Source organism: Acinetobacter sp. Root1280 (assembly GCF_001425285.1).
GTDB lineage: Bacteria > Pseudomonadota > Gammaproteobacteria > Pseudomonadales > Moraxellaceae > Acinetobacter > Acinetobacter guillouiae.
The window spans coordinates 89,856-106,624 of sequence record NZ_LMED01000025.1; the positions used below are offsets into that span (position 1 = coordinate 89,856).

Sequence of the window (16,769 nt, forward strand, 5' to 3'; positions counted from 1 at the left end):
GAGGTAATACATGACGGATAAGTCAATTCAAGAGTTAGCGGTCAGCGTAGGACTTCCTGTTGCAAAGCTCCTTGATCAGGTGCGTGAAGCTGGATTGCCACAAAAACAGGCTGAAGATAAAATTTCTACTGAACAGCAAGATGTTCTCGTGAACCATTTGAAAAAAGCGCATGGTCAAGATACGGGACAAGCAGGACAAATCACGTTGAAACGTAAAACGACAAGTACAGCTAAAGTTGCGAGTACTTCAGGTAAAGCGAAGACAATTAACGTAGAAGTTCGTAAGAAACATACGTTTACTAAGCCAGACCCTGAACAAATCAAAGCAGAAGCTTTGGCGAAAGCTCAAGCAAATGCTCAAGTGACGTCAACTCAAAAAGTACAGCAAAATACTGTAGTGAGTGGAGTTGAAAAAACTGAAAGTTCAGCGAAAGCGAATTTAGAAAAAATGCGTGCTGCTGCAAAACAGCAAACTGCTGCGAAAGAAACACCAAAAGCAGCTGTTGTTGTAAAGCGTAAATCGACCAATAAGCCGATTACCAAAGCAACAGTAAAAACCATTGAAACCCCTGAGCAGAAACGTGCCCGTGAAGCTCAAGCAGCACAACTGAAAGCGACTGAAGAAGCAGCTCGTCGTAAGTCAGCAGAAGAAGCTCAACAACGTACCCTTGAGCAAATGCGTCAAATGGCGTCTAAGTATTCTTCTGATGAAACAACGACAACGATTCGTGTCGTTGATGATTCACCGTTGGCTGCTGGTTTGGTTGGTCAAGCATATGAAGATTCATTTGCAAAAGAAGACCGTGAAATCAAACGTGGTACCAATACTGCAAATACACGTTCTCCTAAAAAAGGTGGTCGTCGTGGTCAAGAAGAGCAATCTTTCAGCCATAACCCGCATAAACGTGGTTTAAAAACCAGTCAAGCCAATAAACATGGTTTTGAAAAACCAGTCAAAAAGCAAGTTTATGACGTTGAAATTGGTGAAACCATTGTTGTTGCAGATCTTGCAGCAAAAATGGCAGTTAAAGTTCGTGAAGTGATTAAATCACTCATGAAAATGGGTGAGCTTGTTACTCAGAACCAAGCCATTGAGCAAGAAATTGCAGCATTGATTGTTGAAGAAATGGGTCACAACCCAGTACGTGTATCTGATACACAAGCTGAAGATAACCTACTTGAAGCAGCAGAAGAAGCGCGTGGTGCACAAACAACACGTGCGCCAGTTGTAACGATCATGGGTCACGTTGACCATGGTAAGACATCGTTACTTGATCGTATTCGTCGTGCCAAAGTTGCACAAGGCGAAGCGGGCGGGATTACACAGCATATTGGTGCTTATCACGTTAAAACGGATAAAGGAATTATTACTTTCCTTGATACGCCTGGACATGCTGCATTTACTGCAATGCGTTCACGTGGTGCTAAAGCGACTGATATCGTGGTACTTGTTGTTGCAGCGGATGATGGTGTAATGCCACAAACTGCGGAAGCAATTGACCATGCGCGTGCTGCGGGTACTCCAATTATTGTTGCAATCAATAAAATGGATAAAGAATCAGCTGATCCAGATCGCGTATTGAATGAATTGACAACCAAAGAAATCGTGCCTGAACAATGGGGTGGTGATGTACCGGTTGCAATGGTTTCAGCACATTCTGGTCAAGGTATCGACGAACTTCTAGATTTGATTTCAATTCAAGCTGAAATGTTAGAATTGAAAGCATCTGAAGAAGGTGCTGCTCAAGGTGTTGTAATTGAAGCACGTGTAGACAATAGCCGTGGTGCGGTAACGTCTATCCTTGTTCAAAACGGTACATTGAAAGTAGGTGACTTGGTTCTTGCAGGTGCATCTTACGGCCGTGTTCGTGCGATGACGGATGAGAATGGTCAACGTATTCAATCTGCAGGTCCTTCAATTCCAGTTGAAATTTTAGGTCTTCCAGAAGCACCAATGGCGGGTGATGAAGTTCTTGTTGTTAATGACGAGAAAAAAGCACGTGAAGTTGCCGATGCGCGTATGGATCGTGAGCGTCAAAAACGTCTTGAACGTCAAAGCGCAATGCGTCTTGAGAACATCATGGCATCAATGGGCAAGAAAGATGTGCCGATTGTAAATGTTGTTCTTAAAACTGATGTACGTGGTACGTTGGAAGCGTTACATGTTGCACTTGCTGATCTTGCAACTGACGAAGTTAAAGTACGTGTCATTGGTTCAGGCGTTGGTGCAATCACTGAGTCTGATGTGACTCTTGCTGAATCTTCAGAAGCGGTACTTCTTGGTTTTAACGTGCGTGCAGATAATACCGCACGTCAAAAAGCAGATGCAGATGGTATCGACATTCGTTACTACTCAATCATCTATCAACTTATTGATGATGTGAAAGCAGCAATGAGCGGAAAACTTGCTCCTGAACACCGTGAAACAATTCTGGGTGTTGCAGAAGTTCGTGAAGTATTCCATTCAAGTAAGTTTGGTGCTGCTGCGGGTTGTATGGTACTCGAAGGTGTATTACATCGTAATAAACCAATCCGTGTACTACGTGATGATGTTGTGGTATTCCAAGGTGAGCTTGAATCTCTTCGTCGCTATAAAGAAGTGGTTGAAGAAGTTCGTGCCGGTATGGAATGTGGTCTTGCAGTGAAAGGTTATAAAGACATCAAAGCACTTGATAAAATCGAAGTGTATGATGTTCAGTTGATTAAACGGAGTCTTTAATGGCGGGTAGTCAACGTCTTAAGCGTATGGCAGATACAGTACAACGTGAGTTGTCAGAACTGATCCGCCAAGAGCTGAAAGATCCACGCTTAGGTGGTCTAGTGACCATCTCTGCGGTGAAAGTCAGTCCAGATCTAGGTTATGCAGAAGTTTACGTTACCGTGATGGGGCGTGAACTTGGCGATGAGCAAAGTGAAGCGGCAAATAAAGAAACTTTAGATGTTTTAAATAAAGCATCTGGTTTTTTACGCCACGAATTAGGTCGTCGTATTAAAACTCGTGTAACTCCGCGTTTGCGCTTTCATTATGATAAAACCAATGCCTATGGTAACTATATGTTTGGTCTAATCGCAGAAGCAGTGAAAGATTTACCTGAGCAAAAAGACGAAGAATAAAAGTAATTTAAATTGAGAAGCCACCTTAGGGTGGCTTTTTTATATTTTTAAATTATGTTTAAATTCTATGTTAATTTATTCTAAATAATTAAGATGAGAATAATAAGATGAAGCTAAAATTTTATATCCCTGTGATTGGGTTGTCCGTAATATCTGTTACAGCTCATGCTTGTATCAATACTTATGCTTTTGAGTTAGGTTATGGCGGATTAGATCAAAAAACTGCTCAAAAGCAATTGGCACAAGGGCATTTACCTAAGAGCAAATCTGTTGAGAATTTAAATGATTATGGTGTCTTGCTGATTTATGCGCATGAATACGATCAAGCGATTCAAATATTTAAACACATTGAAAAATCCCATCCAAATCTGGCTAAAACTGCTGCGAATCTAGGGACAGCGTATGAACTGGCTGGGCAGTCTGAAAAAGCCAAGTATTGGATTGAACAGGGCATGCAACGTGATCCAAATCTTCATCAGGGCAGTGAATGGATTCATGTTAAAATTTTAGATGCGAAAATCCAACAACAAAAAGATGCAACATGGATTCAACATCACGATGTTTTAGGGTTGGATTTTGGTCAAGCAGCTGAACCAAAGGCAAAAGTTAAAACTGTACAATTTCAAAAGCAACATTACGATTTAGACAAAATCCTATTACATAGCCAAATTCAAATGGATCAACGGTTAAGATTTGTAGATCGTGATCCAATCACTGCGCAAATTATATTTAATATGGCTAATATTGAAATGCTAAATTATAACTTGGCGGATAAAACAGTAGATTTGCTTTATCGGCGCGCTCAAGATATCGGTTATCTCAATCCGAAATTAATTGAGTCACGTTTAGATTATTTTCAACATTCAAAGTGGTTTCGCTTTAAGGCATTTTTTGTCAATGCCTATCAAACATTCAAAAATTTAATTGTTTGATCATTGGCTAGGTAGCAGAAATTAAACAAAACTTTGCCTTAAACTGTATAGAATGCAGAGATATCAACAAATACAAATAAATATCTCTGAGGAATTGGCAATGAATTCAATGAAAAAAGGTTTAGTTGCACTTACATTGGCAAGTACTTTGGCTTTTTCAGGTTGTGGCTATAACACTTTGCAAGCCAAAGACGAATCTGTAAATGCGGCATGGTCAGAAGTTGAAAACCAATATCAACGTCGTGCAGATTTAGTGCCGAACCTGGTCAATGTTGTCAAAGGTTATGCAACCCATGAAGAAAAGGTTTTAACCGAAGTGACTGAGGCACGTGCCAATGTTGCAGGTTTAAAAGTAGACAAAGAAGTATTGAACGATCCTGAATTGTTTAAAAAATACCAAGAAGCACAATCACAAATGACCAGTGCGTTATCGCGACTTTTAGCGGTGACGGAAAATTATCCAGATTTAAAAGCCAATGAACAATTTCGGGATTTACAGGTTCAATTGGAAGGTACGGAAAACCGTATCAGTACTGCGCGTACACGTTATGTAGAATCTGTTCAAGATTACAATACTTATGTACGTCAATTCCCTCAAGCAATGACTGCTAAAGTGATTGGTATGAAAGCCAAGCCAAACTTTAGTGCAGAAGCGGGTGCATCTAAAGCGCCAACAGTTAATTTTAATTAATGATGTGATTTCATTTCACTGTCTTTAAAGCATGCTGAAAAAGATAGGCTAAGAATATTCATTATTAAATAAAAGGTGAACTATGATTGAATGGCGAGAAAAATCAGTAATGAAAAACATGAGTACAATATTATTTGTATTTCTTGGACTGATGCTTTCTGTTCAATCGAGTGTCTGGGCTGAAACTGCGACAGCCACAGATGAGCAAGAGGCGCAAGATGCGATTGTTTTGGGTAAAGTGGTGCCCAATACTAATTTACCCAATGTGATCGGTTCAAAACCACCAGATACTCAAAATCAAGTAAATCAAACGCCAACTACACAACAAGGACCTCAAAGTCCCGTACAAAACGTACCCCAAGTTGTCAATGATATGGCAGAGGGTGAAACTACTCGAAATATTCCCACACTGAATCAGCCTGTCGTTGATCAAGCCAAGGTTTTATCTGCAGCTGAAAAGCAAAATTTAGAACAACAAATTCGTGATATATACCGCCAAGGCAAAGCGCAAATTGGCATTATCATTGTCCCAACCACGGGGCAAGAAGGTATTTTTGATTTCGCAATGCGGGTTGCTGAGCAATGGAAGTTAGGTTCAGCAAAACAAGACAATGGTTTATTGATTGCAGTCGCAATCAATGATCAAAAAATTCATATTGCAACAGGTTATGGTTTAGAAGGTGTGCTTCCTGACATTATGGTCAGTCGAATTATACGCAATCAAATCACCCCTGATTTTAAACAGGGGCAATATGCTCAAGGTTTACAGGCAGGTGTCAATGAGATTGAGCGTATTTTAAATCTTGACCCTGAAATTGCCAAACAAGCCGCGGATGAGTTAAAAGCGCGGCAAACCCAAGCACTGCAAGAACAAGAGGCTAAGGATCGAACTTTAACCACTGCTATGGTGATTTTGGTGATCGGTATCTTTGCATCATTTATTGTCGGTAATCGTTTAAGTGCAGCGGTTGCGGGTGTGACTGCAACGGCTGCAGGTCTTATTTATGGTTCAGGGATTGTGATGAGTCTGGTTTTGGGTTTTGGTATATTCTTCTTGTTGATTACCTCACTGGCACAACTTATTTTCCAAATGTTTCTATCAGGTGGTGGGCGTGGTGGAAGTAATGGAGGGGGCGGTTTTGGTGGTGGTGGAGGTTATAGTGGCGGTGGCGGCGGTTTTGGCGGTGGAGGAGCATCAGGCTCATGGTAACAAAAACAGATACAACAGCAATTGTGACTGAACCGAAGTTACAGGAGCAGGTACAACCCAGCTTAAAACGTTGGTTAAAACACGTTTTATATATGCCTGCGTCGAAACGCTATTTTTCAAAGCAAGATCAACACGCCATTGCACAAACTGTAAAGCAAGCAGAAGAAGGCCATGTCGGTGAAATACAAGTGGTGATCGAGGGGCATATTCCAAGTCATCAGGCATATCATCAAAATACACGTCTCAGAGCGCAACAATTGTTTGCTGAATTGGGCGTGTGGGATACTGAGTATAATAGTGGCGTGTTGCTGTATTTAAACTTATGTGAAAAGACAGTCGAAATTGTGGTTGATCGTGGTATTCATCAAGCCACCACACAACAGGTGTGGCAACAAATTTGTGATGTGATGATTTCAGAGTTAAAAAATAAAAATTATCGAACTGCGGTCAGCAATGGAGTTTTAGAAATTGGTCAAATTTTGAATTTATTTTATGGCAACCAATATGCTCAGGCTGCCAATGTTAATGAGTTAACAAATAATCCAATCATTGTGAATTAATCTGGTTTTTGGTGACAATAAATGTCACTTTTTTACGTATAATTACGTAAAAATATAAGCGGTAAAAAAAAACTTGTAAAGCGTTACATTCTCTCTAAAATCAAAGAGTCTCGATTGGTTGTTGATTTTTTCCACAAAAAAAACAGCCACATAAATTGCTCTAAAAGCTATAAAAATTTTTAAAACATTGGAGAAATGTTATGAATGCTCAAAAAGGTTTTACCCTGATTGAATTAATGATCGTTGTTGCGATTATCGGTATTCTTGCTGCGATTGCGATTCCACAGTATCAAAACTATATCGCGAAATCTCAAGTTAGTCGTGTCATGTCTGAAACAGGCGCGATTAAAACAGCAATTGAAACATGTTTAAATGACGGTATTGCTGAGAATACATGCGAATTTGGTTGGACGAAAAGTAACTTGTTAGGTGAAAGAAAATTACAAGATCCTGGTTTGATTGCAACTTTTGGTACGGCTACTACGAATACAACTTTGGTTGCAACGTTTGGTGGCAATGCTGCTCAAGCAATTAAAGGCGAGACTTTAACATGGACACGTTCAGCAACAGGTGCTTGGACTTGTAAAACAAGTGTTGCTGGAAAATATAAACCAGCAGGTTGTTCTGGTTCTGGTTCATAATTTGATTTAAAGGAAAAGAGGAAGTCTATCTTCCTCTTTTTTTTACTATGAAAAAATTTATACAAACAATCATTATTTTTTTGCTCCCGAATATTTTTTGGCAAACAGTTGCTTTTTTTTTAGATGTACATCGAGTCATCGTTAACTTTGATTATTTTGCTATATTATTGTTGTTATTACTCAGAAAAAAAAATATAGGCTTAATCGCATTTTTTATTGTGAGTTTTTTTGACTTTTTAAATATTTTTTCACAAATATTTCCATTCATCCGCTTGTTAGATTTAATTTATTTAATTAAATTCGCTACTTATGCAAATCCGATTAATATTTTAGTTTTTATCTTTTTTTTAGTTTTAAGTTTCTTTTATATTAAATTGTCGGCACAAAAGCTAGATAAAAGTTATCAGCTTTCATTTGTACTATGCACTAATTTTTTTCTAGTACTCTGGATTGCTCAGAATTTTTTAGTTGAAGATAATAGTCGCTTATGGAATATGCAAAGTAATCGAATTTTAGCTTCACAGATTTTAAATACCTATAATGTTAGAACAGAAGGATTCGTTCAAAGTTTTTCAGACAAAGGTGATGTTTTTCAGAACAAGCAAACAGCATCAGCTTCAAACGAAATTTTTAAAACCCCCACAAAATATGAAAAAATGATTTTAATTGTCAATGAGTCTTGGGGAGTGTCAAAAAAAGATGATATTCAGCAAGATTTACTCAAGGAAATAACGGAAAATAATCAGGTTCAGTGGCTTTGGAAAAGACCTCTAAATGTCAATGGATTTACAATCGATGGTGAAATCAGAGAGTTATGCCAAAAAACATTAAAAGGTTTTAACTTAAAAGATCAGCAAGCAGGCTTCCAAAACTGCTTGCCGAATATATTAAAAGCAAAAGGCTACTATACTGTTGCAATGCATGGCGCAACTGGTGCAATGTATGACCGAAAATATTGGTATCCAAAAGTTGGTTTTGATCAGCAGATTTTTAGAGAATCACTTCCTGATTTAAACTCAAGATGTTATTCATTTCCTGGTTTTTGTGATCGTGATTTACAAAATCAGATTGTGAATGAGTTTCGCCAACATAAAAAGATTTTCTTTTACTGGCTAAGTCTAAATACACATGTAAATTATGATTTAAGAGATCTAAAAGATGATCAATTTGATTGTAAAAAATATCAACTCGATCAATCTATGAGTGCATGTCGAAATTTAAAATTACAAAAGCAGTTTTTTCATAATTTATCACAATTGATCAAAAAACCTGAACTGAAAGGCACTTATGTGGTAATCGTTGGTGATCATACCCCACCAATTTATGATGAATCTCGTCAGGTCTTTGCAGAAAGCCAAGTAGAAAGTATAGGGTTTTATATAAAATGAAAATAAATAATCACAATAAGATTGTCGGATATATCTATCTATTTTTAGTGTTTGTACTCGGGGTAAGTAGTACAGGAAGTGCATTCTATAATAATTATAATCCTACAGTTTATATGCTTTACTTTATATTACCTTTTTTATTTTTTTATAAGCATGAGGTATTTAATGGTATTAATTATAAATTAACTATTTTAGTGCTTGCAATGATCTCTTTATTTGCTATTTCTAGTTTAATTTCACCTCTTAAAGAAGCATATGAAATATGGTGGAGATTAATAGGCATCATTGTCTGTGTAGTGTTTGGATATGTCTCTAAGGTTTTACTTGATCTTAAAGTGATTTCTTTCATCAGTATTAATAGGGTTTTGACTGTAATAGGGATGTTACATGTTGCTGTTCTACTCTATATGTGGAATACCGTTGATAATCCATTTACTTATAATTGGGTTGAAAATTTATACTTTTTTACAAATGTTCGACATTTGGCTGATTTGCTCAGCATTTGCTATTTTTCAGCATTTTTTTTATTTCTACTAGATAAAAGCCCGATTAAATATTTGTATTTGATTTTCTCTATAACAATTTTGACTAGTATTTTGTGGAGTGGTTCCAGAGCTGCATATTTGGGCATATTCATGGCATGGGCTGTTTTATTTATACTTTTAAATCAAAAAAGATTTTTTATAGGTATAACGTCATTGTCTTTTATGAGTGCTGTTTATCTATCTACCTTTTTTAATGTTGCTTCTCCATCACTCGGATTTTTTAGATCACTTCATCGTTCAGTTCAAGGGGATGCAAATCAAATCTCCTCAAGTCGCCTAGATTTATATCAGCAAATTTTTGATTGGTTCCTTTTAAGTCCATTTTGGGGCTATGGCGGAGAAGCTGTTCGAAATTTGAAAGTATTTTTAGGTGAGCAACAAATTGGCCAAGCGCATAACGTAGTGCTACAGATTTTAATAGAATATGGTTTAATTGGTTTCATAGCCACTACAGTGGTTATTGTGGTTATTTTTAGACAAATGATCACACGCAAGACAAAAATAAAAATCATGTGTCTAGCTATGCTTTTTAATATATTTGGTGCTTCATTATTAAATGGAGGTGCATATTACATAATCATTATTGCTTTGTTTGCGGTTTTTGTAGGCATTGCTTATTCAGAAGATGATCATCTCGTTTAAAAAAATATCGAACCTCAGTCACCAATGACATTTTAGCAATTGTTCAAATTTTAAATATATTAATGGCAATCTATATCATTAGTTTAGAAATGCTAACAAGTTGACAGAAGTCATAAAAATTGTGAATTTGTTTTATGGCAGCTCATATCGTCAGTTTTAAAGTGTTAATTTTTTTTAAAAAATCCAATAATTGTGAATTAATTGGATTTTTTGACAATGGGTGTCACTTTTTTACGCTGAATGACCTAGAAAATATAACAAGTAAAAAACTTGTAATCTGCTCTCTTTCTTTCTAATATTAAAATATATTATTTATTTTTTCTACAAAATACTGTTTTATAAATTGTTCTAAGAGCAATAATAATTTTAAAAACATTGGAGAAATGTGATGAAAACTCAAAAGGGTTTTACCCTGATTGAATTAATGATCGTTGTTGCGGTTATTGGTGTTCTTGCTGCAATCGCGCTTCCACAATATCAAACCTATGTGGCTAAATCACAAGTGACTCGAGTCATGGCAGAAACAGCTGCAATTCGACCTGCAATTGAAATGTGTTTAAGTGAGGGTTCCACCGAAGCGAATTGTCCGTTTGGTTGGACTCATAGTAATTTATTAGGTGCCAAGGACTTCAACGTACAAGGGACTCATTTGGTTGTAACTTTTCCCAAGTTGGCTTATAACCATGGTGGTATAAGGCAACTTGCTATCTTAAAAGCAACATTTGGTGGTAATGCGGCTTCAGCAATTCAAGGTAAGATTTTGGTCTGGGATTATGATTCTGAAAATAGTTGGTTTTGTTATACAAATGTTGGGCGTAAATACCGCCCAGTAGGTTGTATAGCGATTCCTGGTCCTGTTGTCGTCGAAGATTAAATTATGTATGACAACCTATATCATCAGTTTAAAAATGACATAAAAAATGCTGAGTTTGTCATAGTCGGGGATCATCTTTCGATAATGTTTAATGCTAGCTAAAAAGAAAAAATATTTTGATGCAGATAATAGATTAATATTAAACTTTAAAGTGCATTGAATCTTGTGCTATAGGGGAAATCGGTTGTTTAAAAGTATAAAGAATACAGACATTGCATTGATTGCTTTGATCATTGTTATCATTGGCCTTGTTGCACACTTTACCCTTATTGCCCGGAATCAATTTTTTAGATTTATTTATCCTATAGAGGCAATCTTATCTAAAAATTCAATCAATTGCTCAACTGATAGTCCTGCATGGATGAAACAAACTATCATATTTAGTGTAAATGATAATGGCAGTCTTGCAAATCAGTTGGTTTATATCTCCCCAGAAGGTAAGAGCTATCATTGCGAAAGTGGCTGGAAGAATTATCCATTATTTTCGAGTCATATAGATGAAAATACCAGATATAGATATGCAAGCCTTACCAAGCCAATAACAGCTTCATTGGTTTTAAAAATGATTGCTGATCAGAGGCTTAAATTAGATGACCATTTAGTCAAATACTTGCCGGAATTAAATCATTATTCGGATAAGCGGATCAAGGATATCACTATAGAGAACTTATTGACGCATACTTCTGGTTTTGATCGTCTAAAAAGCAATGATCCATTATTTAACACCTATGAAAAACCGTGGTGTCCTTATAATCTAAAAAAAATGCAAAGTTTAAAGCTTGATCATCAGCCTGGGCAGATGTATAGCTATGATAATCGTAATTATTGTTTACTTTCAATTGTGGTTGAACGAGTGACGGGAAATCCATTTAGATCCGTTTTAAATCAAAAAATGAATTTAGAAAACTATAATATTCAGTTTATTAATGGTCCATTTGGTGCAGATGAAGTAAAATATGATTTTAGATATGAATCCATCTTTACTGATGGTTATACGGGTATGTTTGATTTTAATGCTTTATCACCTGTAGCAGGTCTATCTGGAAGCGCAGAATCTTATGCAAAACTATCAAGTCAATTACTCAGAGGCAAACAGTCTATATTGTCACCATCTTCGATAGATACAGGCTGTAAAGTCAATGAAATAAAATCTTGTTTTTCATTGGGATTAAGTAGATATAAGAAAAATGATCACAGTATCGAGGTTAAATGGCATGATGGAGGGTTACCGGGTGCTAATTCTTTAATGATCAGAGATGAGAATGGCGGGATCACTGTTTGGACTGGAAATGGTTCGCCACCTGAAACGACACAACAATATACTTTTTTTAAATACTTATATAATCAATTGAATTTATTTTACAAATCTGACAATTAAAGTAAATTTACGTCATATTTTTACGCATTTATTAGCGTAAATTTATTTTAAAAGCTTTTTTTTGTGACTTGATTATACTGATAAATCTCTCTATTTATAAAAGTAGTTGCCAAATGGGGCAAAAAAAATATAAGCAAGGCTTTACACTCATAGAGCTGATGATTGTTGTTGCGATCATTGGTGTTCTTGCAGCAGTTGCATTACTGCAATATCAAAATTTTGTTGTGAAATCTCAACTTACTAGCGCAGTTGCGGAATTAAATGGAGCAAGACCACAATATGAGTTAATCATCAATGATGGATCTGCTTCAAATAATGCGACTTTTACAGTAGAGAATATGTTTTTTTCAACATCTTCACAATTTTGCACTTACGCTGTTTCAGCGCCTGTGGCTGGTGTAGCGAATCCTGCACTAGAATGTAAATTAACTCAGGTTGCTTCTGCTATAAAAGGTGAGTCTGTATTTCTAAACAGGGATGTTAATGGAAAGTGGAGTTGCAGCACCTCTGCTGGAATTGCAAATAAATTTAAACCAGTTGATTGTATTTAGGTTTTTAGAATACTAAAATTCAGTTGCATCATTTTGGTCACATATAAAAATGTCAAAGAGGGTAAAAAAACGTTAAAAATGGATTTAACAATCATCATTGTTATCCAAGTTGCAGCATTAAGCTATGGAATTTTTAATATTGCTCAAGGGCGACCTGCGTGGATTGTATATGACAATGCAGGTCGTTTTGATCTGGTTAGAAATAATGAGATCGAAACAGGGAACATTGCACAAGCTCAACAAGCGTATCAAAAAGCGAGCTGGTTAAAACCACAAATTGTTGCACTAGAAAAAGCAGGGACCGTAGCCGCTCAAAATAAAAGATTATTTGAAGACTTTAGTTATGGTGTAGTACCAACAATGCATCCTGAACGTTATACACAATTGAGTCATGCTAAATTTGATTTACAGCAAAACTCTGAAAAATTTGATGTTTTGCAGAGTTATAATTCTAAAAATGATGTGGAAAAAGTTCTACATCAATATCCGACAGCAAATGCATGGCTTCCACTCAATGCAACAGCTGTTGATATGGTTGTGCTAATCAATAAAGAAAAGGGTGAGGTTGTTAAGATCGTAGATTTAAGACCTTGGAAATAAATACTTAGATTTTTTTAAACTGAGCTTATAATAGGTTCAGTTTTTCTTTTCACTTTTTCTATGAAAGCTATTCCTTATCTTCTTTCAGCCATATTGCTTTTACTTGCTTGGCTTTTACCTATTCATAAAACGCCCTGGACAACCTTTGGTAGTGAAGCGCTTACTTTTCTATCAGGTTTAGTGCTACTCAGTGCTTTTATTCATAAAGACTTAAAAATACCGAAACCGCAATTGCTTATATTGCCTGTATTGGCAATCCCATTGATACAATGGGGCGTTGGCGAGATTTTGTATTTAAGTAATGCATTGCTTTGTACAGCCTATATTGCGATGTTTTGGTTGATGCTGGTTGTTGGTTATAACTTGGCAGTAGGTGAAAAGGGACAAAGAGAACAGGTCTTTAAAGTATTTAGCCTTGTGGTTTTTACGGGTGCGATACTTTCAAGTTTTATTGCAATGACCCAGTGGTTAGGCGTAAACGAATATTTTAGACCATTGGCGAATCTGCTAAACGGTAATCGTCCCTATGCAAACTTTGCCCAGCCGAATAATTTGGCAACGTTTATGTGTATGGGGGTATTTGCATGTTTATATTTTTATGAAAAGAAAATACTACCAAATTACATACTCGGGCCATCAACTTTTACTTTTCTATTGACCATTGCGTTGACGCAATCTCGTACGGCTTGGGTTGTGTGTTTGTTCACATTGATTTATTTAACAATCAAGCAATTTGGTCAAACTAAACACTTTGGGTTTGTAAAATTACTCGCATGGAGTGGGGTGTTTATTGCTTTGATTGCATGCTTGCCAATAGTGAATCAGTGGATTGCAGCTGTAGCGACACAAGAAGTAACGCAAACATCTTCAGCGGTCGAGCGAGCAACATCGGGTTATCTCCGTTTAGATATGTGGAATCAAGCTCTTGTCGCAATTTCAGAAAAGCCATGGTTTGGTTATGGCTGGAATCAAACAGGGATGGCGCAAATCGCTGCTTTTGATTTATATCCATCACATGAATGGTATAAAACGGCACATAATGTGATTTTGGATTTACTGATTTGGAATGGTATTCCGGTTGGTGGATTGATTATTGTTTATGTCGCATGTTGGTTGTATTGGCTAAATAAAGGCATCAAAGATGCAGTTTCAATTGCAGCGGGATTGATGGTCTGTGCCATTTTGATTCATGCTCTATTGGAATACCCAATTCACTATGCATATTTCTTACTCCCTTTAGGTTTTTTATTGGGGATCATTCAAGCTCAGTATTCTCGTTTGCCTACAGTGAACTTAAAGTCTTCGGTTACAGTAAGTATTATTGTGATTGGTTTGGTCTTGGTGGGAGTAATTTATCGAGACTATATTTTATATCGCCAACAAAGCGTATTCGTAAATAAGAAAACACCGTTAAGTGCATCACAGCAAGCAGTAATGAATCAAGATATTTTGTTGCTGACACAATTTAAAGAACGTGTCTGGTGGATTGGTCTAAATCCATATAGCAAAATGTCAGATCAGCAGTTGCAATATATGGGACGTATGGTGGCTAACTTAGCTTCTGCATATGATATTCAGAAATACGCACAGGTTTTGGCTTTTAATGGTAAAAAAGTTGAAGCTGAGCATCAGTTATGGATTCTGAAGACGCTGCATGGGAAAGAGAAGTCATATCAGGATCTATTGCCTGTATCTGCTGTAGGAAAATAAAATTCTTTTTTACTTTTTGCATTGTTGAATCATTGATGGTTATCCTATCGCGGGGCGACAGGGATGTCGCCGTTGGGCGGGGGATAGGCGTATTCCTCGCCCAAAAGAAGATTTTTGTCATCTTTTCATCTCTGAAAAGTGAGGCATCGCCTACGCAAAGCTATTTAAACTTTGAATGTAAGGTGTGGCAGTGAAAGCTTTATATGTTTAACCATGCTTAATGATCAATAGAAGTGACTTGATTCAGATCATTGATCCAAAATGAAGCTTATATTTTGGTGTATGCGTTTTTGATAGGTTGACTATCGTATTTTGTATTTGAAATAAAAAATCCCCCAATCAATTAGGGGGATTTTTTGTGATCTTTCAAAATTATAGTTGGCTTTGAATATAATTTTCGATACCGACACTTTCACTTAGATCCAATTGGGTGGTTGTCCAATCCCAAAACTCTTCTTCTTTTTCAAGAATTTCTTGAACAAGATCACGAGTCACATAATCTAAGTTGCTTTCAGTGAGTGCAACTGCTGTTTTTAATGCATCAATGTTTTCTTTTACTTTACGTACATCACAGTTTAAAACTTCAACTGTATGTTGGCCAATGTATAGCTTGCCTAAATGTTGAAGGTTTGGTAAACCTTCCAAAAAAAGAATACGTTCAATGATCTTATCCGCGTGCTTCATTTGGCGAATAGATTCTTTGTATTCAGCCGAACCAAGTTTCTCGATTCCCCAATCATTAAACATACGCGAGTGTAAAAAGTATTGGTTAATCGCAGTCAAATGATGATAAAGCACTTGATTGAGCTGATTAATTACGTCTCGATTGCCTTGCATATGGTTAAAACTCCATTCTAATTTTTTACCTTAACGTGAATTTAAACTGAGTCATTGAAATTTAATAATTAAGGTAATTTGATATGGCTCTATATTAATCAACTTTTTGCAGGGTTACGAGTAGTTTATGGAACGGCAAATGAAAATCGCAATCAAAAACAATAGGGATGTCGTTTTGGCTAAAAGAGATTGATTAAAAAAACGAACCCGCTTTGAGTCGAAGCGGGGGAGGAGAATGATCTGGGGATCATTAAAAAACTTATTTATTGTCGTTATAAATCTGAACTTATTTTTATGTTTGAATTTTTTAAATCAAAACTACGCGGCAACAGAAATACGTGCTGCAATCAGCGATAGCTCTTCATTGATAATGCTTTTTGCTTCAGGAGCACAGCGACCACAGCACGTGCCTAAGTCTAATAATTCACGTACTTCACGGTAGCTCTCTGCACCATTTGCCATTGCATCTTTGATATCTTGATCTGTAATACCACGACATAAACAAACGTACATGAAACTCAACCCTAAGGTTAAATGCGATATCTAATATTATTGATAATTGTTATCATTTGTCAATGAAATTCATTTGAAATCTCATTAATCTTTATTGGCTTTTTGAATAAAAAAATACCACCTGATCGGTAGTATTTAATCTTATTTTTTAAATTATTTAAAATCAAATAATTAGTTCTGGCTGCTATTATTGAGGAATAATCACAATACCATCCATTTCAACCAATGCATTTTTAGGTAAAGAGGCAACACCTAATGCTGCACGTGCAGGATAAGGTTGAGCAAAGTATTCGCCCATGATCTGGTTGACCAATTGAAAGTTGGATAAATCGGTAAGAAAAATATTGAGCTTTGCAATATCTGCTAAAGAACCGCCTGCAGCTTCACAGACTGCTTTTAAATTATCAAAAACACGTCGAATTTGTGCTTCAATGCCTTCAACCAATTCCATGCTATATGGATCTAAGCCAATTTGCCCTGAAAGATATAATGTGTTGTCTACTAAAATGGCTTGTGAATAAGTACCAATTGCAGCAGGGGCATTTTCAGTATGGATCACTTGGCGGGACATTGATTTCTCCTT

At 36.5% G+C, this 16,769-nt stretch carries 17 protein-coding genes; 14 read left to right on the forward strand and 3 right to left on the reverse strand.

Translation table 11 applies throughout. From position 1 onward, the window contains the following. Window positions 1-10 precede the first annotated feature (10 nt). From infB to ASC84_RS16210, 14 genes are all read left to right on the forward strand, one after another. Entirely contained in the window at window positions 11-2,719 is a 2,709-nt protein-coding gene (gene infB, locus ASC84_RS16145) for a translation initiation factor IF-2 (protein WP_004718332.1), read from the forward strand. Next, complete coding sequence (locus ASC84_RS16150) at window positions 2,719-3,114, forward strand: ribosome-binding factor A (RefSeq protein ID WP_004718330.1); 396 nt, start codon at window positions 2,719-2,721, stop codon at window positions 3,112-3,114. The genes infB and ASC84_RS16150 overlap by 1 nt, the downstream gene beginning before the upstream one ends. A gap of 107 nt (window positions 3,115-3,221) precedes the next feature. Beyond that, entirely contained in the window at window positions 3,222-4,046 is an 825-nt protein-coding gene (locus tag ASC84_RS16155; RefSeq protein ID WP_056516621.1) for a M48 family metallopeptidase, read from the forward strand. A 100-nt stretch (window positions 4,047-4,146) separates the two neighbouring features. Next, on the forward strand, window positions 4,147-4,737 hold the full coding sequence (locus tag ASC84_RS16160; protein WP_056516623.1) for a LemA family protein: 591 nt from the start codon (window positions 4,147-4,149) through the stop codon (window positions 4,735-4,737). 82 nt (window positions 4,738-4,819) lie between these two features. After that, window positions 4,820-5,947, forward strand: a complete 1,128-nt coding sequence (locus ASC84_RS16165; RefSeq protein WP_056516626.1) for a YgcG family protein — start codon at window positions 4,820-4,822, stop codon at window positions 5,945-5,947. Beyond that, the gene (locus tag ASC84_RS16170) at window positions 5,941-6,507 is read left to right on the forward strand and encodes a TPM domain-containing protein (protein ID WP_056516632.1); all 567 of its coding nucleotides are present in this window, start codon (window positions 5,941-5,943) and stop codon (window positions 6,505-6,507) included. The genes ASC84_RS16165 and ASC84_RS16170 overlap by 7 nt, the downstream gene beginning before the upstream one ends. Window positions 6,508-6,707: 200 nt before the next feature. Continuing rightward, entirely contained in the window at window positions 6,708-7,148 is a 441-nt protein-coding gene (locus ASC84_RS16175; protein WP_056516635.1) for a pilin, read from the forward strand. A gap of 47 nt (window positions 7,149-7,195) precedes the next feature. Then, window positions 7,196-8,536: a sulfatase-like hydrolase/transferase gene (locus ASC84_RS16180; protein WP_056516638.1), complete on the forward strand. Its 1,341-nt coding sequence runs from the start codon at window positions 7,196-7,198 to the stop codon at window positions 8,534-8,536. Continuing rightward, window positions 8,533-9,723, forward strand: a complete 1,191-nt coding sequence (locus ASC84_RS16185; protein WP_056516641.1) for an O-antigen ligase — start codon at window positions 8,533-8,535, stop codon at window positions 9,721-9,723. The genes ASC84_RS16180 and ASC84_RS16185 overlap by 4 nt, the downstream gene beginning before the upstream one ends. 388 nt (window positions 9,724-10,111) lie before the next feature. After that, a complete protein-coding gene (locus ASC84_RS16190) occupies window positions 10,112-10,597 on the forward strand; it encodes a pilin (protein ID WP_056516643.1) in 486 nt (161 codons plus the stop codon). Between the two features lie 184 nt (window positions 10,598-10,781). Beyond that, on the forward strand, window positions 10,782-11,975 hold the full coding sequence (locus ASC84_RS16195) for a serine hydrolase (protein ID WP_056516647.1): 1,194 nt from the start codon (window positions 10,782-10,784) through the stop codon (window positions 11,973-11,975). A 113-nt stretch (window positions 11,976-12,088) separates the two neighbouring features. After that, window positions 12,089-12,526 carry a pilin gene (locus ASC84_RS16200; RefSeq protein WP_056516651.1) on the forward strand — a complete coding sequence of 146 codons (438 nt, stop codon included), beginning with the start codon at window positions 12,089-12,091 and terminating at the stop codon, window positions 12,524-12,526. A gap of 33 nt (window positions 12,527-12,559) precedes the next feature. After that, window positions 12,560-13,126, forward strand: coding sequence for a TfpX/TfpZ family type IV pilin accessory protein (tfpZ, locus tag ASC84_RS16205; protein WP_319822759.1), 567 nt, complete (start codon window positions 12,560-12,562; stop codon window positions 13,124-13,126). 60 nt (window positions 13,127-13,186) lie between these two features. After that, complete coding sequence (locus ASC84_RS16210) at window positions 13,187-14,836, forward strand: PglL family O-oligosaccharyltransferase (RefSeq protein ID WP_056516653.1); 1,650 nt, start codon at window positions 13,187-13,189, stop codon at window positions 14,834-14,836. A 372-nt stretch (window positions 14,837-15,208) separates the two neighbouring features. Here the strand turns inward: ASC84_RS16210 and bfr are convergent, their stop codons facing one another. From bfr to ASC84_RS16225, 3 genes are all read right to left on the reverse strand, one after another. Next, window positions 15,209-15,673, reverse strand: coding sequence for a bacterioferritin (gene bfr, locus ASC84_RS16215; RefSeq protein WP_056516656.1), 465 nt, complete (start codon window positions 15,671-15,673; stop codon window positions 15,209-15,211). A 318-nt stretch (window positions 15,674-15,991) separates the two neighbouring features. Next, window positions 15,992-16,186, reverse strand: a complete 195-nt coding sequence (locus ASC84_RS16220) for a bacterioferritin-associated ferredoxin (RefSeq protein WP_004718308.1) — start codon at window positions 16,184-16,186, stop codon at window positions 15,992-15,994. Window positions 16,187-16,373: 187 nt separating this feature from the next. Further along, window positions 16,374-16,757: a RidA family protein gene (locus tag ASC84_RS16225; RefSeq protein ID WP_004718306.1), complete on the reverse strand. Its 384-nt coding sequence runs from the start codon at window positions 16,755-16,757 to the stop codon at window positions 16,374-16,376. Between the last annotated feature and the right edge of the window lie 12 nt (window positions 16,758-16,769).